Consider the following 17,744-nt stretch of genomic DNA (forward strand, 5'->3'; position numbering starts at 1 on the left):
CGCCCCTTCAGGATAGTCCTCCATCTATTTCCAGTCATGTCCGTCTCCACAACTTACCCTAATTTGAAAAATGTGACCTATCACTTGATTACATCAAGTAGAGAACTTGAAACTACACTGCGATTGCTTGAACAGTCTTCAATTCTTGGCTTGGACTGCGAAACCACTGGGTTAGATCCTCACATTCAAACCATTCGACTGATTCAGCTTGCAGCCCCCAATCAACCGGTGATTCTGATCGATTTACCCCAGATTGCTCCTTGCGATCGCTACCCACTCCGCCAATTCCTCTCCAGTCCTGCGATCAAAATTACTCATAATGGTAAATTTGACTGGCAGTTTCTTACAAAGGCAGGACTCCAGCCCAGTGTTCCTTTCTTCGACACACAACTTGCTTATCGAGTACTAACGGCAGGATTAAAAACGAGTCTCTCATTGCAAACTCTTGCTCAAAAGCTCCTGAACATAGAACTGGATAAAACCCAACAGGTGAGCGACTGGAGCAAACCGCTGACATCACAGCAGTTACAGTATGCAGCAGTGGATGCAGCCATTTTGCTGGAGCTGTATCCGATCTTGGTCAAGAAGCTAGAGCGATCGCAGCTTCTCAAAATTGCTCAACTTGAGTTTCACTGTATGCCTGCGGTGGCTCAGATGGAACTGAATGGTATGTTGCTTGACCTCTCTCGTTGGCAAACGTTAGGGGCAACGCTGGAGAGCGATCGCGATACTGCACTTCATCAAGTCAGACAGCTCCGAATTGTTGGAAATGCTCAAATGTCCTTGCTGCCAGAAATGACAGATGCAATCAACCCCAATTCTCCGCAACAGGTGCTTGCAGCACTACAAGCAGCTGGGATTCCAGTGAATTCGACTAACCAGAAGGAACTGGTGCCACTGGCGAAGCGGTACCCTGTGATCCAAGCGTTATTGGATTACAGGCACCTCTCCAAAATCACAGCTACGTTTGCCGATAGCTTGCCCAAGCACGTCCATCCTGTAACCGGAAGGATTCACCCAACGTACTATCAGCTTGGAGCTAGGTCGGGTCGGTTTTCTTGTCGTAATCCGCCTTTGCAAACCATTCCTCGCGATGCGGCTGCCCGAACTTGCTTTGTCGCTGCACCAGGTTATCAAATCGTGCGAGCGGACTATTCTCAAATTGAGCTGCGAATTGTTGCCCGCTTGAGTGGCGATGCCCGGATGCAACGAGCATATCGTAAAGGTGAAGACCTGCATCGACTGACAGCAGCTCTAGTAACTGGAAAAGCGATCGCTGATGTGAGCGAGGAAGATCGACGGCTTGCCAAAGCCATCAATTTTGGGCTGATTTACGGCATGGGTGTCACCAAACTTCAGAGCTACGCTGAGACAAAGTATGGGGTCACTCTGTCTCTGGAGCAGGCAAAGGCATTCCGAAAACGCTTCTTTGAAGCATACGCCGGAGTGGCAGAGTGGCATGAGACGATCAAGCGTAGTTACATCCGGGGAACAAAGGAGAGCCGTACCCTAGCTGGACGTCGGCGCAGGTGGGCGGATAAACCCAGGCTGGCAGAGTTGCTGAACCATCCAGTCCAAGGATTGAATGCTGACATCACGAAATTGGCGTTAGTGAAACTTAACAAAGTACTGGCAGAGACAGGAGCAAAGCTGATTTGCACAGTTCATGATGAGATCTTGCTGGAGTGTCCTGTTGCTGAGGCGAAGCATATCAGTTATCTCTTACATCGCGGCATGGTTGCAGCAGCTCGGAAGTTTCTGCATCCGATCCCGGTAGTCGTAGACTTCAAAGTTTCAGCTAGTTGGGGTGGTGATGAAGCTTAGGGAATGGTTTTGCCTTTATAACGAGTTAAGTTTTCCCTAAGCAAAAGCAGTACGGGTGAATCTGGACTTAGGGAATAAAAACAAGCTAAAGATTCCTAAGTATTCCCTAAGCAATTTTTGCGGGGTCAGGGGTGGGAGATGCCAAAGCGGAGCAAAGCAGCGCGGTTGATTCAGCAACTCCAGGATTGGAGTGATGAAGAGTTAGGGGATCTGGCTGAAATGATTCAGGGGCTATTGGAGTCACGGCAGCAGGAGGCAGAGGAGAAGAACCAGGAGACTCGTGAGGATGGCACACCGCTGGGGAAGCACGGAGGGCGAGGGCATATTGAGCTGAAGATGATTCCCGATGCTAAGACGGGTAAAACCTATGGACCTTACCGCTATCTGCGCTACTGGGGAGTAACGAAGAAGGGGACGATGGGATTGAAGAGCGTATATTTAGGCAAATTTAGCGAAAAAGGGGAAGAATGATTGGCTTCCCCAATGTATTAAGACGAGAAGTATTTTCCGATATTACTGCCCGTACCAGTCCTTCCGCCACTGCACCATCTGATCAATTTCTTGCTGCTGACTATCAATAATGTTCTGAGCTAGTTCTTTAACTTCAGGGCGATCGCTCTTCTCTAACGCTTCCTGTGCCATTGCAACTGCCCCCTCATGATGAGGAATCATAGCATTCATAAATCGCAAATCAAACTCTTCGTCCGCTTCTCCGAGATCCATCTGCATCGCCATGCTCTGTTGATGCGATGCGGTCATGGGCATCATCGATTGACTGGCTGCATCATACATTACTGGCTCTGCACTGGCGTTCGGATACCATGCTTGCCGCCATGCTCGTAACAACTCATTTTCTTCGCGACTTTGCGATTCAATAATGTTTGCGGCAAGCTGCTGAATTTCTGAGCGGCTCGTTTTTTGCTGAGCTTCTTCCGCCATCTGAATTGCGCCTCGATGATGGAGAATCATGGCATCAATGAAGCGCAGATCAAAGTTTTCATCGGCAGGTCCCAAATTCATGTTCATCATGGAGCCATGATCCATTGGCATGGGGCTATTCATGGAGCCATGATCCATCTGAGCCATCGTGGAGCTGCTAGGACGACTTTCAGCAGCTTGTTCGGAGGCTGTACCACTACAAGCAGCTAGGCTAAATGACACTAAAGGCACGATTCCGACCAACAGAAATGAGGCGAGTGTCTTTCTCATTAACGTAACCACCTAATCAAGCCTCCAGGTTTTTGGGTCAAAGCATTAACTTCTTACAAGCGTTAATGATGACAGACAAAAATAAAATCAGGATGAAATCTTAGCTGGTAAACAGCGATACAAGCCAAGACGAGTTTGTGGTAGACGCACTAAAAAATAAAATCAACATGAAATCCCTACTGTCCAAAGGTCGGAAATTATAGAAAATATCTTTACCTCAAAAGCTGGATGCACAGTATCTATACAACTTCCTACCGTACTCCTATGAGAAGAAGTTTTATCGTTTCTAGGAGAATCTAACAATGCCACATCAGCAGTATAAAACCAGTATTGATGCTGCCATTCACTGTGCTCACGAATGTGAACACTGCGCTGATACCTGTATGGGCAGCATGGCAGAGTGCGCTCGTCTCTGCCGCGATTGTGCCCAAATGTGTTGGACGATCGCTGGCTACATGAGTCGCGGGTCTCAATTCATCCCTCAGGTTGTTCGAGCTTGTATCGATATCTGCGAAGCCTGCGCCAGTGAATGCGAAAAACACAATAACGAACATTGCCAAAGCTGTGCCAAAGCTTGCCGCTCGGCAGTTGAGGAATACCGCAAGGTGGTTAGTGTTGCCACATCGCGTTAATTCGACCGAAATTTACAGTTTAAAGTATCAGGAGGTTGGCAAGCCTGCTTGATAAGCTTGCCAATTCCCTCTACAACTTCTGCGCTTATGTAAGTCGGCTATAGAAGTGACGGGAGGAGTTGAGCGAAAGCATTATTTTGAAAGGGTGGAGAAGCAACATGAATCAACAGAAAGACATGGCAGGAATGGGTTGGAACCGATTCGCAGCGATGATCGCGACCTCGACGTTCATCATGTTCTTCTTGATGTATCAGCTTATATACTCACTTGATCACGCACTGTTTAGCGTAAATCGACTGGTCGCCTCATTGGTAATGGGGTGTGTGATGACCGTTGTGATGCTTTCCTTTATGTGGTCGATGTATCGAGGAGTAGGAACCAAGATCGCAGTTCTCGGTTTAGCTACCGCGCTCGGCGTGATTCTGCTCTCCGTAAATAGAACCCAGGCACTGATCGGAGATGTCACCTTCATGAAGGCGATGATTCCCCACCACTCAATTGCCATTAACAATGCGCAGAGGGCAAGCATTAGCGATCCGCGCGTTCGTGAGCTTGCGGATGAGATCATTGCGTCGCAGGTTCGTGAAATAGCTGAGATGCAGTTGCTCCTCGATGATATTGCGGAGAACGGAGAACGAGGGGAGGTCGAGCTTCCCGCTCGATCGACCGAAATAACCCCCGAGATGGAGCGCCAGATTAGAGAAGTAGTGCAGTAAACAGACAGGTTTTCGTTGTGAATGCCTAGCGCGTATTATCAATTGAGCCAGATGGCAGCAGCAGCCAAGTAAACTAATCGTAGCTTTAGTTCCGTCACTTTAAAATAAAAAATTCTTCTAATCCTGGGAAAGGAAAAAGTTGAAGCATGGACTGGCTAGTACTCGCAGGTGGTGTTGGACTGATACTCCTGGCTCTTACAGACCTTTTCTTAACCGTTTTACATCAGCGGGCAGACGCAATTACTTCCACAATCTCTTACGTTGGACTGAAGAGAAGCGAATTGTAGCTTTTTGCTGCAATTAATCCAGCCAGAAGTAGAAGAATTATAGCCCTAGTTGGTCTGGCAATAGACTCCAGGGTTTGTTCGTTTCAACATGAGTTGAGTAGACTCGATTATTTTTTCCAGTTCCCCCTTGACTCTCTAGTGAACTAGAGACTCCAAGATAGAAGCAGTTACACATTTAGAGATTTAGAGTCATGGCTCTTCAACTGACGGTTCCCAACATGGCTTGCTCTGCCTGTAGCGACACAATTATCAAGGCGATCGAGGCGATCGATCCTAGTGCTACAGTTCAAGCTGATCCTAAAACCAAGCAAGTTAATGTTGAAACACAAGCATCTGAAGCATCGGTAAAGCAAGCGATCGCAACAGCAGGTTATCAGATAGAAACTGCTATGGAAACAGTCACAGCAACTCCAGCTGAAGATCGTGCCGAAGAGGATTTGAGCCAGGACTTAGCCCAATAGTGTTGAGGTCAAGTTAGCTCACCAAGACTGGTTATCCGGTTGCAGTAGAGAATTCAAGGGGAATTTAATGGAAAGTACAACACTTAAACTGCGCGGCATGAGTTGCGCTTCCTGTGCCAACAGTATTGAAGAAGCCATTCGGTTGGTTCCGGGTGTCCGTGAAGCAACGGTTAACTTTGGTGCAGAGCAAGCAACAGTTCACTATGACCCCAAGAAGACCGATCTACAAGCGATTCAAGCGGCGGTGGATGAAGCTGGGTATTCAGCCGCTCCCCTTGACGATCAACGGATGGTTACGGGGGAGGATGATGTTGAGAAAGCGGCCCGCCAAGCTGAATCCCGCGACCTGCGTCGCAAGATTATTGTCGGTGCCGTAATCAGCGTAGTGTTAATTATTGGATCATTGGATCACATGATTGGGGTGGATTTGCCCTTTATTCCCGCCCTATTGAAAAACACCTGGGTTCAGCTTGTTTTAACGGCTCCAGTACAGTTTTGGTGTGGCTATACCTTCTACATTAACGCTTGGAAAGCTTTCAAGCGCCATACTGCAACAATGGATACTCTGATTGCCCTGGGCACCAGTGTTGCTTACTTCTATTCCGTGTTTGCTACCCTCTCTCCTGGTTTCTTTTTGAATCAGGGACTCATGCCAGATGTCTACTATGAGGTAGCGGCTGTTGTCATTACGCTGATTCTATTAGGACAGTGGCTAGAAAATCGTGCCAAAGGACAAACCTCTGAAGCTATTCGTAAATTAATTGGGCTGCAAGCAAGGACGGCACGGCTAATTCGCAATGGGCAAGAAGTGGATGTGCCGATCGAAGAAGTCCAGCAAGGGGATGTGGTGCTAGTGCGTCCAGGTGAAAAGATTCCGGTGGATGGTGAAGTGGTAGATGGTGCCTCTACGATCGATGAATCTATGGTAACGGGTGAGAGTATTCCAGTAAAGAAGCAGCCTGGAGATGAAGTGATTGGAGCCACCATCAACAAAACGGGCAGCTTTAAGTTCCGCGCCACTCGCGTGGGTAAAGATACTGTCTTGGCTCAAATTGTTCAACTGGTGCAGCAAGCGCAAGGATCGAAAGCCCCTATTCAACGGCTTGCCGATCAGGTGACGAGGTGGTTTGTGCCAGTGGTGATAGCGATCGCCATCCTCACCTTCATCCTCTGGTTTAACATTATGGGCAACATTACGTTGGCGCTGATTACCACCGTTGGTGTGCTGATTATTGCCTGTCCCTGTGCCCTTGGTCTGGCAACGCCGACATCGATCATGGTGGGAACGGGGAAAGGTGCAGAGAATGGCATCTTGATCAAAGGTGCAGAGAGTTTAGAACTGGCTCATAAGATTAAAACCATTGTTCTGGACAAAACGGGAACCATTACGCAAGGCAAACCAACCGTCACGGATTTTGTCACAACCCAAGGCACTGCCCATCAAAACGAGTTAAACCTGATTCGATTCGCAGCATCCGTTGAACGCAATTCAGAACATCCCCTAGCGGAAGCGGTGGTCCGCTATGCCCAATCTCAACAGGTCGAATTAGCAGATGTCAGAGAATTTGAGGCGATCGCCGGCAGCGGTGTGCAAGGGGTTGTATCCATTCGCGGAGCGTCTCCGCAGGAAACTCGGTTTGTGCAAATAGGGACTCGTCGTTGGATGGAAGAACTCGGCATGGAAACTCATTCACTGCAAGCGCACCAAGAGCGGTTGGAATATTTGGGTAAAACAGTCATCTGGATTGCGGTGGATGGCGAAATTCAAGGTGTAATGGGGATCTCAGATGCCTTGAAACCCTCTTCTGTAGAAGCTATTCGTGCCTTACAACGCCTCAAACTAGAAGTCGTGATGTTGACTGGAGATAACCGCCGCACGGCTGAATCGATCGCCCGTGAAGTTGGCATTCAGCGAGTGTTTGCGGAAGTGCGACCGGATCAAAAAGCGGCAACAGTACAAAAACTTCAATCAGAGGGCAAAATTGTGGCGATGGTGGGTGATGGCATCAACGACGCACCTGCTCTGGCTCAGGCGGATGTGGGGATGGCAATTGGCACGGGAACCGATGTGGCGATCGCCGCCAGCGACATCACGCTGATCTCTGGTGACTTACATGGTATTGTCACTGCCATTCAACTCAGTCGTGCCACGATTCGCAACATTCGGCAAAACCTCTTCTTTGCCTTCATCTACAATACTGCCGGAATTCCGATCGCAGCGGGTATTCTTTTCCCTATTTTCGGATGGCTTTTGAATCCCATTATTGCTGGAGGAGCAATGGCACTCAGTTCTGTGTCTGTTGTCACGAATGCGCTACGCCTGCGGAATTTCCAAGCCCATCCTAGCCGCTAAGCCTGGCAGCAAAGACAGAACAGCAGAAGTTAAAACTAACTGATTTTGAAAAATGAATGTTTTTATTTCAGGAGGAAAGCATGGATAGTAAAGCAGCCCTTTATGGCGTAGGTGGTCTAGTTCTTGGTGTCGTTCTGACTATTCTGATTGGTGTAGCTGGTATGGCTGGCATGATGGGTGGAATGGGCAGGATGATGATGAGAAATATGTGTGGGTATCAAGGCTCTGTGGAGTCGCCTGACGCTAATTATACGGCGAACCAGCCAGAACAAGTTATCCCGTAAAACAAACCGAAGCAGCGTTTGGAAGGAGTTGATTGATGATAAGCAAAAAAAGAATGGTAGGTCGCTTAGCTGGTTTGCTCGGATTAATTCTGGTAATGGGTTCAGGCACAGCAGTGGCACAAATGCCAATGGAAATGCCCGCCACCGAAGGAGAACAACGAACTCAGTTTCGCCGGATCGATCAACCGCTAGGAGTGAAAGGGGCGGTTGCAGCCGGGGGATTAGCCCTAATTGGTTTAGAACTGTGGTGGTTCCTTTTCAGCAAACCGAAATCTCAAAAAGCTGAGAGTAGGCAAGGGATTCAGGAGGTGACAGTGATGGTTGACGGTGGCTACGATCCCAGCCGTGTGGTGGTCAATGCTGGACAGCCTGTGCGGTTGAACTTCGACCGCAAAGATCCCAGCAGTTGTTTGGAAGAGGTACGTTTCCCAGACTTCCGCATTGCTCAAGAATTACCGCTCAATCAAGTTACACCGATCGAATTCACGCCTAACAAACCTGGTCGATACGAGTTTACCTGCGGCATGAATATGTTTAGAGGGATAGTAGATGTACAAGCTGCGGAGGGAGGTACAGCAACCGCGATCGCCTCTGTTCCTCAGTCAGCGCATCCTACTGATCAGGTAACTCATCACACTGAGCATTTAACGAATTCGACATCCAGTGTTGAAGCAACAATGACATCAGCAGGAATTCAGGAAGCAACTGTTACTGTTGCTAAAGGCTATCAACCCAAGCGGGTTATTGTTGAAGCTGGATATCCCATTCACTTGCATTTCGATCGCAAGAATCTCAGTGAATGCTATGACCAATTGCTCATTCCAGAGTTTGACGTGGCTATTGATCTCAAACCTGACCAAATCACAACAGTGGAATTTACACCAGCCCAGCCCGGTGAGTATGAGTTTATGTGTGGCATGAAGATGAATTATGGAATGATCGAAGTGCGACCTGCAAAAACTTCCAGCAGTAAAAAATGGTTTTCTCAAGATTCAATCCGAGAAGCGTAAAACTTTTATGGGATGAATGAAGAGACGATCAATTCTCCAGTACCCCCTTGACTCTCTAGCCAATTGAAGAGTTTAGGCTAAAAGAGAGGAATACTCAGGATGGAGTGAGAGATATGTTAGTTCAAAATGCTCCTAAGTTGATTGGTTCAGTTGCAAAAGCAAGCGGTATTCCCATTAAAACGATTCGGTACTACGAAGAGCTAGGCTTGCTGAAGACAACTGGGAGAACGGAAGGTGGATATCGATTGTTCAACTCGGATGTTTGTGCTCGATTGAGCTTCATCAAACGTGTTCAAATTTTAGGGCTGAGCTTAGCCGAGATCAAGGATTTTCTAGATGGGCTTGATCAAGGCGACTTACCCTGCAATCACGTCAAAGTGAAGCTGGAGGATAAGCTGGACGCGATTGAACAACAAATCCAACAACTGCAAATTCTTAAACAGGAGTTAAAGGTGCTGTTATCCGGTCGGGAAACTGTTCCTGATCATCCTAAAGACAGCATTTGTCCGATTATTGGATAGGCTTAGACAAGTATTGCTCCTTGTGCTTTTTATCATCAAGCCTTAGCTCACTCAACCCAAGAACAACACTATTTTCAATTGAAATTTAAGAGGCAAAAATGGCTAAGATTGGACTCTTTTACGGAACTCAAACAAGCAACACTCAAACAGCGTCCGAACTCATTCAAAGAGAATTTGGTGGTGACAGTGTTGTAACACTACAGGATATCTCACAAACCGAACCTAACGACTTTGATGAATATCAGTATATCATCATTGCTTGCCCAACCTGGAATGTAGGTGAACTGCAAAGTGACTGGGAAAGTTTCTATGATGATGAGTTAGATAATATCGATTTCAGTGGTAAGAAAGTCGCATACTTTGGAGAAGGTGATCAAATTGGCTATCCTGATACCTTCCAGGATGCAATGGGAATATTGGAGGAAAAAATAGCTGAACTTGGTGGCGAAACAGTTGGCTACTGGTCTACTGAAGGATATGAGTTCAGTGATTCTAAAGCACTCCGAGACAGTAAATTTGTGGGGTTAGCCTTGGATGAAGATAACCAGTCTGAATTGACAGAAGAACGCATCAAAGCATGGGTTGCTCAATTAAAGGCTGAGTTTGGAGTGTAGCCCTCATCAACCGATCGCAGCGATGTCAGAGATCTGGAGATGGTAGTACGGCTCTGAGCTTCTATCTGAAGGCAGTGGTGAAATCTAGCAGACATTGAAATGGTGGAGTAATGATAATTAATGGCAATGCATCGATCGCAGCGTAGGCAAATTTTATTCAACCGTTCCAATGGTATTGCTTTAGGGATTCTCCTGCTCTGTCTGCTACTTTGCTTATGGTTGACCCAGCCTGATTTTAACCAATTCATGGTCAACCTATTTACCCCGGATGGATTTGAGCAAACAGTTCGTCGTTTAGGAAGTTGGGGAGCATTGATTTATATCGGGCTGATTACCTTATCGGTTGTCGTCAGCCCCATTCCTAGTGCACCTTTAGCGGTAATCGCAGGGGCATTGTGGGGAACTGTGCTTGCAGGTATCTACAGTGTGATCGGGGGATTTTTAGGCGGATTGATTGCATACTATCTGGGACGCACATTGGGGCGATCGGCAATTAAAGCACTGACCGGAAAAATCGTTGTTTTCTCGAAGCGGAAAGGTGAAATTTATCTCGGTTGGCTAATTTTTGGGTCTCGATTGTTGCCGGTGCTTTCGTTTGATCTGATCAGCTATGGAGCCGGAATGACTGGGCTTTCCTTGCCCATTTATGCCACAGCAACGCTATTGGGCATGATTCCTTCCACCTTCTTGTTGACCTACCTGGGAGATGCGATCGTCGTTGATTTTCCGCAGGGGATTGTCTTGTCGATCATGTTTCTGATTATCTTGGTTGGACTACCTTGGGGTATTCGGCGCTATAACTGGTTGGGATTGAGGGATACGGTTCGGATGGAGTAACGAAGGCAATATATCTAACTGGCATCGGTGTACGATCGCCGCTAGGAACCAGTACATCACGAAAACATTGTTGTTTCTGAAGGATTGTTGGGCAAGGATTCCACCGGAAGCTAGGGTGCTTGATTTAGCCTGCGGTAACAAAGAGTTTGAACGGTTATCGTTGCAAGAGAACCCTGCCCAGTCCTTCATCGGTGTAGATATTTCCGAGCGCAAGTCAGCGATCGCCCGACAAAAATGCCAAGCCTATCCCCATGTATCGTTTCACGTCTGTAGTATTCTATGTTTTATCCTTGCATTTCAATCACGCCCATCATGCCCAAATCTTCATGATCAAGAATGTGACAGTGGTAGACCGCCTTACCTGCGAAGTCTTTGAAGGGAATCCGAATCCGCACTATTTCATTTCTGGGAACCAACACGGTATCCTTCCAAGCACGATAGGGTTCAGGCTGTCCATTGCGGCTAATCACCTGGAACATATTCGTGTGCAAATGAAACGGATGATCGAAGCCCATCATCATCATGCCAGTGTTGGCAATTTCCCAATCCTCAACGGTATCTAAACGCACTTGCGTATCAATGCGATCGTGATGAAACGTCTTGCCATCGATCGTGAAGACCATGCCCTGCCCCGGTGCCATGCCATGACTGAGAGTGATCTGTCGTACTGTCTGAGGTTCAGGTAAGGCTTCGACAGGGATCAGGATTTGGGGAATGGGGAGAGGACTCACTTGCCCCCTGTAGGTAAGGGTTGCCAGGGTTTGGGAACGGTCTTCTGGCGTGTTAGCTGGCGATCGCCGCATCATGCCACCGCCCATCATCCCACCACCCATCATGCCGCCGTCCATCATGCCATCGCCACCCATCATCCCGCCCCGGTTATAGGGCAGGTTCAGCAAGCGATATTGCCCTGGTTCGCGTTCTCCTCGAACAAGTACCTCAGCGCGTTCTCCCGGAACCAGCAATAGCTCTCTCAATTCCACAGGTTCACTCAATGCACCGCCATCGGTTGCAATTAAATACAACAGATGGTCTTCCAGCATAAGCCGATAGAAGCGAGACGGTGAGGCATTTAGCAACCGCAACCGCAGCAATCCGCCTTGAGGAATAGAGAGCGTAGGGTTCACACTACCATTCACTGTGACGATCGATCCTTCTCGTCCCTGCATCCGTTGCTCCATCCGATTAGGAGCCTGGATTTGTCCATCTTCTCCCAAGGCAAAATCTTTGAAAACAAGAAACGCTTCTGAGGCGGCTTGAATTTCTGGAATCTGATCCAGTTCTCCGCGCACAATGAATAACCCGGCTAAACCTCCCCACACCTGGTCTGCTACTAGCCCATGGCGATGGGGATGATACCAGAAGGTACCGCCAGGATGATGGTTGGGGATGTCAAATTCATACGTGATGGTTTCACCGGGAGGAATCTCTAGGAAAACGTTGTCGGCTTTGTCGTTGGGAGAAACATGCAAGCCGTGATAGTGCAGATTGGTCGATTCGGATAGATTGTTCGTAAAACGGATACGAACGGTATCTCCTGGGTTTGCCTCGAAACGAGGTCCTGGAACCTGGTGATTGAAGGCGAGTAAAGTTGCCTGTCGTCCTGCTAAGCGAACTGAACCAACACTCGCACTCAAAGATACATCCAGCAGCCCATCGACACTAGTATGATGATCTGCATGGGTCGATAAGCTCTGAGACTGCCCAGAAGAGACACACCGGGTCAAGTAAAAACCACCCAGGGTGGAGGCACCCAGCGTCACTAGAAATCGCCTACGATTGAAACGGTGCGTATTCATCAGAAATTGCTTTGAAGCTTGTAGTTGTTCTCAGCCACTTCCATTATGAAGAATATGAACGAACGCCTCGGTTTCAGATTTCAGAGGGTTAGGAATGTTCTGCAAAGGTAGCCGTGCTGCCATCCTCGGTAAACGAGAAGACAGTGTAAGGTTCCACATACCCACCCGACTCCATCCCCGGAGAGCCGATCGGCATCCCAGGCACGGCAAGACCCGCCACAGCAGGCTTTTGAGCCAGTAAACGCTGGATGTCTTCTACTGGAACATGACCTTCGATGACGTAGCCTGCCACAATTGCTGTATGGCAAGTCGCCAAGTTTTCGGGAATGTCATACTGCTGTTTTACAGACTCCAGGTTCTCAGTCACATTATCTTTCACCTGAAACCCTGCTGCCTCTAAATGATCAATCCATAACCCACAACAGCCGCAGTTGGGACTGCGAAAAACGGTGATTTCATTGGTTAATGCTGCCTGTTCCCCTGATGCGTCATTGACAGCCACAGCTTTGGGAACTTGGCTCGTGACTTGGGTAGAGGGCGTATGGGCAAAAAACGACCAAGATAAGCCGATCGCCGCTACCATCGCTCCAGATCCTGCCAATATCATCCAGAATTTTTTGTTCATTGACTGACTCCTTCTACTATCTGCCAACTCTGACCCGCATCACGGCTGATCCACAGCTTGCCATCACTGCTGACGGCATAAACCTGCTGCGGATTGGACGGGTTAATCGTGACGATCGCATCCGTAATGCCTTCCTGAACAAGCTGCCAAGTTTCACCAGCATCCTCCGTCTTAAACACACCTGCTTGCATGCCCGCATATAAGGTTTTGAAGTTTTCCGGATCAGCCGCCAGACTATAAGCCCGCTGATTCTCTGGCAAGCCTGCATTGGGCAATTTATCCCAACCACAGAAGCAATCTGGGCTTTTCGTTACGCCTGTGTCTAGTCCAGCATAGAGCCAAATGCCACCCATGCCAGTAGGATACCCCACCGATGCTAGACTCCTAATTTCTTGATCTTTGGGCCCATCGCTGACCCGCTGCCACGATTCGCCCGCATCTGCACTGCGGTACAGCCCATCACTCAAGACCCAGGCATAGAGCTTATTAGAATCGTTCGTATCGATCGCTAAGGCTTCGATCGAATCGCCGCTGAGTCCTTCGGCTTTTGTTTCCCAAGTCGTACCCCCATCAGTGCTTTTAACCACTGCTAGTCCATGTCCGGTGGCATACATAACTTGTGGATTTTTAGGGTCAATGGCAATCGAGGTGACATTCGCTCGCGGTTGACTTTTCGGAATAGTGTCGATCGCCGTCCAAGTCCGACCACCATCTCGGCTGCGGTAAATTGGGCGTGCTCCCAAGAAAAGCTCGTTGGTTTCTGGGTTGATTGCCAACGCATGGACATGTCCCCCGAAAGGGCTAGCTTCCGTGTTTTCGGCTTGGCTTTCAGGTGCGATGGTTGATTCTGAGGTGACAGCCGTTGGGAGTGGAGTGGGGGACTGATTTGCTCGGATGAACCATCCGCCTAACCCACCAATGAGAAGCACACCCAGTCCGGCAGCAGTGAGTACTCCTACTTTGATTAGGTTAAATGGTTGTTGGCTTGATTTGGGCTGTTCCATAACGTTGATTTCTTTTGTCAAAGGCTATCTGGGGCAATCTGGATGACTCAGCTATCTGGATTGAGTCGTTTGGCTGTCTACTCTACTCATCATGGGATGACATCCAAAGGATGCTGATCCTGGAGAAACCCTCCATCCCAGTAGCATCACGACGATTCCACCTGCGATCGCAACTTGCTTAAGTATTTCTGAGCGTTTTCGAGCTTGAACCTGCTCAGCTTGAACCTGCTGTACCGCTTGCCGGATAAACTCTGGCGGAATATTAGCGGCGGCTCCGGCTTGAATTAATTCCTCTAACGAATACCCCTGCGCTGCTTGGGCATATAAGCGAGCAGCACGGGTAAACACCTCTGGAGCGATCGCTTCAGGAATTCGGGGATCTAAATTGTTCATAGCACACTCTGAATTCAGGAAATAATGGAAAGAATCCTGCTAAGACAAGAGTTTCCTATTGTTCTAAGGTATTGATCTGACGGGCGATCGCTTCTTGCTGCGTCTGCAACTGCTGGAGATGTTCTCGCAATTGAGCCAGTTGCTCATCCCGGCTAAGCGGTGTACTGGCAGGCAAACTGTTTACAGATCGAGGTGATGAAGCAGACATTGAATCCTTGTCCATTCGATTCATCATTACCATCATCAAAAGCATCGAAAGCGGACAGGCTGCTAGCAACAGCAGTGGTAATGCACTCAGCGTCAGTTGCGGTGCCAATAGCGCAATAGCAATGCCGACGGCTACCAGCCCCACTAACACTCTCCAGTCAAAACATATGCCAAGGACATTGACTTTTGTTTTCATCGTGTTGCTCTTATTTGAGATAGGAATGATTTTATTGTCTTGGTAGGGAGGTCATCCTGTCCTGCTCTGAAGGGTTATTCTACTGCTCCATCATCCCAGGCATCTCATCATTACCCATCATGTTGTGCATCATGCTCATCATAGAGTTGCACTGAGCCATCATTTGCCGCATTTGTTCTTCTGTTGGGGTCGTCTGCGCTTGATCTTCATCAGAAGGCATTGCAGGCTGCCTTTGGGCAAGAGTAGAGGTTGTTTGGTTGTGCTCATGGGCGATCGCTGGAAGTACAGTGACTCCCAACAGGGCTAAACCAGCGACAATTCCACTCATGATGATTCGAGTCCGTTTCATAGGATTCATCCAATTTTTAATCAACAATTCGTCACCATCTCGATGACTATTGCCATACTAGAGTCTCTAGTCAGCTATAGAGTCAAGTCATTGGCAACATTTTCTTACATGAGCAATAGCGCCTTGAAATAATGCACCAAAGCGAGGAACGCTCCAGTCTCACTTTACTGTTGAATGATAGCCACAAGGACTTATTGAGGTGCCCTATGTCAAATTATCGAACCGTCACTCGCGCCTTTCGCTGGCTGAATTCACCCGAATGGAATGTAGCCATATTTGCATTTCTGCTGTCTTTCTTTTGGGAGGTTCAGCAAATGCCGTTTTATCAAGTCCCACCAGAGCTTTCCTGCTTCGGAATGATCAGAAATTGCACATTGGCAACAGTAGGTGATGTTGGCATTATGCTTACTTCCTTTTGGATGGTTGCAGCCGTATCAAAGTCACGACAATGGGTTCGTCAACCCGATCGCAGGCAAATCGGTATATTCACACTGATCGGTGTTCTAATTACGGTTATTTTTGAAGATTTAGCAACAAGATGGCTGGGTATTTGGACTTATGCCGATTCCATGCCAACTGTTCCAATTCTGGGCACTGGGCTACTGCCACTATTGATGTGGCTCCTAATCCCACCGTTGACAATTTGGTTCGTCAAACGCCAACTGTGTCCTGTTAGATAAGCCAGGTGATGCTCAAAAAACCTTGACTCTATAGCTGACTATAGAGTTTAAACTGGAAGTGCAGTGGGGCAATTTGCTCCAGATTCACCGGGACTACCATGAGAAGACTGAGTGAAAACCGATCGCCCGAAAAACTGCTCAAGATTGGCGAGTTAGCAGAGCAGACCGATGTGGCAGTAGGAACCATTCGCTACTATGAGACTTTAGAGTTAATTGAACCGACCCACCGAAGCGAGAGTGGCTACCGCTACTACACTCCTGATGCGGTTAGGCGCGTGCAGTTTATCAAAAAAGCGCAGTCTCTTCAGTTTTCCCTGTCTGAAATTCAGCAGATTTTGGGCGTTCGGCATCAAGGTGATCCGGCTTGCCCACTGGTGCGAGATCTATTGAATCGAAAAATTGCTGAACTGGACGCCCAACTCGATCGCATCAAGACGCTCAAGGTCGAGCTAGAAGCCTATCGCGATCGCTGGTCAGATAGACCTTTAGATAATCCTGCTAGTCAAGAGCTTTGCAGCCTGATTGAAGAAGTCGCCGGACATGCACTATCCAGTTGACATAACCGCTTGAATCACACTGCGAACATTCGTTAAACAGCAAAACCCTTGAGGGTTATTGACTTCGCAACCACAGCGTTTAGCTTTGATATGAGCCGTAATCGAAGCGATCGCACGACTCTTACCCTCTCTCTCGATTTCCTCTTGAATTCGCTGGCGGCTCCAGCCAAAACAGTAACAAACGGGAACAGCATCCCTTTGATCTTTCTGAAACACAGAAACTTTCACATCAGCCGTCGTAAATTCCTGTCCCAATTCTGAAAAATAGACAATTGGACAATCAGTATGAGCACAGAAAAAATATGGCTGCTGTGGGTCTAGCTGTTCCAATGCGACAGGCTGAAGCAAGCTTTTGAGCGTAATGAGTTTAACAGGTTTCCCCTTGCTGCCATCACGAGGACAAACCGATTGGTTAGAAAGTGTGGAAATGTCTGGAGTTGAACAACAATCGTGCATCTTACAATCCTTTTAATTTCCTAATTTTTGCATTGGCAATGGCGGCGATAGCGCCAGTAGGAGAGAATCGACAGCCCAATCATTGCACCTAGAGCAGGCAGCAAAACATAATCGAGATAGCCAATCCATGTACTTAAACCAATCACTCCTAACCCAATCACCAATATTGGAGTGAAGCAACAGAGTGCAATGATGGCTGTTCCAGTCAGGCTAGCAATTAGGGCTGTTTTAGGTTTCACGGTTTTCTACAATGTCACTGGTTTCGAGCGATCGCTCAATTAATCCACAAACGATCCCGTTGCAATCGGTTTCAGTTGGGGCAGCCGATGCATCCGCAAGCGACGCTTCAATCTGCTCATATCGACTGGCTAAGTCTTGGCGAAACGCCAGCATCTCTTGAATCCGCTGGTCTAATTCTTCGAGGTGTTGCTTTACCATGTGTTTGAGATTGACACAGGGGGGCGTTCCACTGCCCCTAATCTCGATCAATTGTTTGATTTCATCCAGCGATAGCCCAAACTGCTTCGCTTTTTGAATAAAGTGCAACCGTTCTTCGTCCTCTGCGGCATACAGGCGATAGTGCGATGCGGTTCGTCTGGGTGGATTAAGCAGTCCCAGCCGCTCATAATATCGAATCGTTTGGGCAGGCAGATGCACTCTCTGGCTCAATTCACCAATTAATAACCCATTATTTGATCCTTTATTCATAATTGTGTTCCAGCTTTTAGCA

General features: G+C 48.0%; 23 protein-coding genes and 1 pseudogene. 14 read left to right on the forward strand and 10 right to left on the reverse strand.

Features of this window, described 5'->3' with window-relative positions; all coding sequences use genetic code 11:
* Positions 1 to 36 precede the first annotated feature (36 nt).
* Both HJG54_RS34810 and HJG54_RS34815 read left to right on the forward strand, forming a co-directional pair.
* Positions 37 to 1,824, forward strand: coding sequence for a bifunctional 3'-5' exonuclease/DNA polymerase (locus HJG54_RS34810; protein ID WP_316437255.1), 1,788 nt, complete (start codon positions 37 to 39; stop codon positions 1,822 to 1,824).
* A 138-nt stretch (positions 1,825 to 1,962) separates the two neighbouring features.
* Complete coding sequence (locus tag HJG54_RS34815) at positions 1,963 to 2,295, forward strand: hypothetical protein (RefSeq protein WP_106172994.1); 333 nt, start codon at positions 1,963 to 1,965, stop codon at positions 2,293 to 2,295.
* Positions 2,296 to 2,337: 42 nt separating this feature from the next.
* On the opposite strand, the gene HJG54_RS34820 is transcribed toward HJG54_RS34815, so the two are convergent.
* Positions 2,338 to 3,033: a DUF305 domain-containing protein gene (locus tag HJG54_RS34820; RefSeq protein ID WP_316437115.1), complete on the reverse strand. Its 696-nt coding sequence runs from the start codon at positions 3,031 to 3,033 to the stop codon at positions 2,338 to 2,340.
* Between the two features lie 302 nt (positions 3,034 to 3,335).
* On the opposite strand from HJG54_RS34820, the gene HJG54_RS34825 reads away from it, so the two are divergent.
* The 10 genes and pseudogenes from HJG54_RS34825 (at position 3,336) to HJG54_RS35715 (ending at position 11,124) form a co-directional block, all read left to right on the forward strand.
* On the forward strand, positions 3,336 to 3,665 hold the full coding sequence (locus HJG54_RS34825) for a four-helix bundle copper-binding protein (RefSeq protein ID WP_316437116.1): 330 nt from the start codon (positions 3,336 to 3,338) through the stop codon (positions 3,663 to 3,665).
* A gap of 158 nt (positions 3,666 to 3,823) precedes the next feature.
* Positions 3,824 to 4,381, forward strand: a complete 558-nt coding sequence (locus HJG54_RS34830; protein WP_316437118.1) for a DUF305 domain-containing protein — start codon at positions 3,824 to 3,826, stop codon at positions 4,379 to 4,381.
* 478 nt (positions 4,382 to 4,859) lie between these two features.
* Positions 4,860 to 5,048, forward strand: a pseudogene (locus HJG54_RS34835) (heavy-metal-associated domain-containing protein); the annotation flags it as partial.
* 148 nt (positions 5,049 to 5,196) lie between these two features.
* Complete coding sequence (locus HJG54_RS34840) at positions 5,197 to 7,482, forward strand: heavy metal translocating P-type ATPase (protein ID WP_316437120.1); 2,286 nt, start codon at positions 5,197 to 5,199, stop codon at positions 7,480 to 7,482.
* A gap of 80 nt (positions 7,483 to 7,562) precedes the next feature.
* The gene (locus HJG54_RS34845; RefSeq protein WP_316437122.1) at positions 7,563 to 7,766 is read left to right on the forward strand and encodes a hypothetical protein; all 204 of its coding nucleotides are present in this window, start codon (positions 7,563 to 7,565) and stop codon (positions 7,764 to 7,766) included.
* A 35-nt stretch (positions 7,767 to 7,801) separates the two neighbouring features.
* The gene (locus HJG54_RS34850; RefSeq protein WP_316437124.1) at positions 7,802 to 8,776 is read left to right on the forward strand and encodes a cupredoxin domain-containing protein; all 975 of its coding nucleotides are present in this window, start codon (positions 7,802 to 7,804) and stop codon (positions 8,774 to 8,776) included.
* A gap of 113 nt (positions 8,777 to 8,889) precedes the next feature.
* On the forward strand, positions 8,890 to 9,297 hold the full coding sequence (locus HJG54_RS34855; RefSeq protein WP_316437125.1) for a MerR family DNA-binding protein: 408 nt from the start codon (positions 8,890 to 8,892) through the stop codon (positions 9,295 to 9,297).
* A 98-nt stretch (positions 9,298 to 9,395) separates the two neighbouring features.
* Positions 9,396 to 9,911: a flavodoxin FldA gene (gene fldA / locus HJG54_RS34860; protein ID WP_316437126.1), complete on the forward strand. Its 516-nt coding sequence runs from the start codon at positions 9,396 to 9,398 to the stop codon at positions 9,909 to 9,911.
* Between the two features lie 126 nt (positions 9,912 to 10,037).
* Positions 10,038 to 10,748: a TVP38/TMEM64 family protein gene (locus HJG54_RS34865; protein ID WP_316437258.1), complete on the forward strand. Its 711-nt coding sequence runs from the start codon at positions 10,038 to 10,040 to the stop codon at positions 10,746 to 10,748.
* A gap of 115 nt (positions 10,749 to 10,863) precedes the next feature.
* The gene (locus HJG54_RS35715) at positions 10,864 to 11,124 is read left to right on the forward strand and encodes a hypothetical protein (RefSeq protein ID WP_420717445.1); all 261 of its coding nucleotides are present in this window, start codon (positions 10,864 to 10,866) and stop codon (positions 11,122 to 11,124) included.
* On the opposite strand, the gene HJG54_RS34870 is transcribed toward HJG54_RS35715, so the two are convergent.
* The 6 genes from HJG54_RS34870 to HJG54_RS34895 all read right to left on the reverse strand — a co-directional run bounded on the left by HJG54_RS34870 (position 11,033) and on the right by HJG54_RS34895 (position 15,321).
* Positions 11,033 to 12,547: a multicopper oxidase family protein gene (locus HJG54_RS34870; protein ID WP_316437127.1), complete on the reverse strand. Its 1,515-nt coding sequence runs from the start codon at positions 12,545 to 12,547 to the stop codon at positions 11,033 to 11,035. The genes HJG54_RS35715 and HJG54_RS34870 overlap by 92 nt on opposite strands.
* Before the next feature lie 88 nt (positions 12,548 to 12,635).
* A complete protein-coding gene (locus HJG54_RS34875; protein ID WP_316437129.1) occupies positions 12,636 to 13,172 on the reverse strand; it encodes a DUF411 domain-containing protein in 537 nt (178 codons plus the stop codon).
* Entirely contained in the window at positions 13,169 to 14,176 is a 1,008-nt protein-coding gene (locus HJG54_RS34880) for a WD40/YVTN/BNR-like repeat-containing protein (RefSeq protein ID WP_316437130.1), read from the reverse strand. The genes HJG54_RS34875 and HJG54_RS34880 overlap by 4 nt, the downstream gene beginning before the upstream one ends.
* 51 nt (positions 14,177 to 14,227) lie before the next feature.
* Positions 14,228 to 14,569 (reverse strand): hypothetical protein, encoded by a 342-nt coding sequence (locus HJG54_RS34885; RefSeq protein WP_316437131.1) that lies wholly within the window; start codon positions 14,567 to 14,569, stop codon positions 14,228 to 14,230.
* Positions 14,570 to 14,624: 55 nt separating this feature from the next.
* On the reverse strand, positions 14,625 to 14,972 hold the full coding sequence (locus HJG54_RS34890; RefSeq protein ID WP_316437132.1) for a DUF2933 domain-containing protein: 348 nt from the start codon (positions 14,970 to 14,972) through the stop codon (positions 14,625 to 14,627).
* Between the two features lie 79 nt (positions 14,973 to 15,051).
* Complete coding sequence (locus HJG54_RS34895) at positions 15,052 to 15,321, reverse strand: hypothetical protein (protein WP_316437133.1); 270 nt, start codon at positions 15,319 to 15,321, stop codon at positions 15,052 to 15,054.
* A 206-nt stretch (positions 15,322 to 15,527) separates the two neighbouring features.
* On the opposite strand from HJG54_RS34895, the gene HJG54_RS34900 reads away from it, so the two are divergent.
* On the forward strand, positions 15,528 to 16,001 hold the full coding sequence (locus HJG54_RS34900; RefSeq protein WP_316437134.1) for a hypothetical protein: 474 nt from the start codon (positions 15,528 to 15,530) through the stop codon (positions 15,999 to 16,001).
* A gap of 98 nt (positions 16,002 to 16,099) precedes the next feature.
* A complete protein-coding gene (locus tag HJG54_RS34905) occupies positions 16,100 to 16,558 on the forward strand; it encodes a heavy metal-responsive transcriptional regulator (protein WP_316437135.1) in 459 nt (152 codons plus the stop codon).
* Here the strand turns inward: HJG54_RS34905 and HJG54_RS34910 are convergent.
* From HJG54_RS34910 to HJG54_RS34920, 3 genes are read right to left on the reverse strand one after another with little or no spacing between them, the layout of a single operon-like run.
* Positions 16,547 to 17,014: a putative iron-sulfur cluster-binding metallochaperone gene (locus HJG54_RS34910; RefSeq protein ID WP_316437136.1), complete on the reverse strand. Its 468-nt coding sequence runs from the start codon at positions 17,012 to 17,014 to the stop codon at positions 16,547 to 16,549. The two genes, HJG54_RS34905 and HJG54_RS34910, sit on opposite strands and share 12 nt — an antisense overlap.
* A gap of 20 nt (positions 17,015 to 17,034) precedes the next feature.
* Positions 17,035 to 17,253: a mercury resistance system transport protein MerF gene (gene merF, locus HJG54_RS34915; RefSeq protein WP_316437137.1), complete on the reverse strand. Its 219-nt coding sequence runs from the start codon at positions 17,251 to 17,253 to the stop codon at positions 17,035 to 17,037.
* Positions 17,243 to 17,722 carry a heavy metal-responsive transcriptional regulator gene (locus HJG54_RS34920; protein ID WP_316437138.1) on the reverse strand — a complete coding sequence of 160 codons (480 nt, stop codon included), beginning with the start codon at positions 17,720 to 17,722 and terminating at the stop codon, positions 17,243 to 17,245. The genes merF and HJG54_RS34920 overlap by 11 nt, the downstream gene beginning before the upstream one ends.
* Between the last annotated feature and the right edge of the window lie 22 nt (positions 17,723 to 17,744).

It is taken from the genome of Leptolyngbya sp. NK1-12 (assembly GCF_032598965.1).
In the GTDB taxonomy this organism is placed as follows: Bacteria; Cyanobacteriota; Cyanobacteriia; order Elainellales; family Elainellaceae; genus Elainella.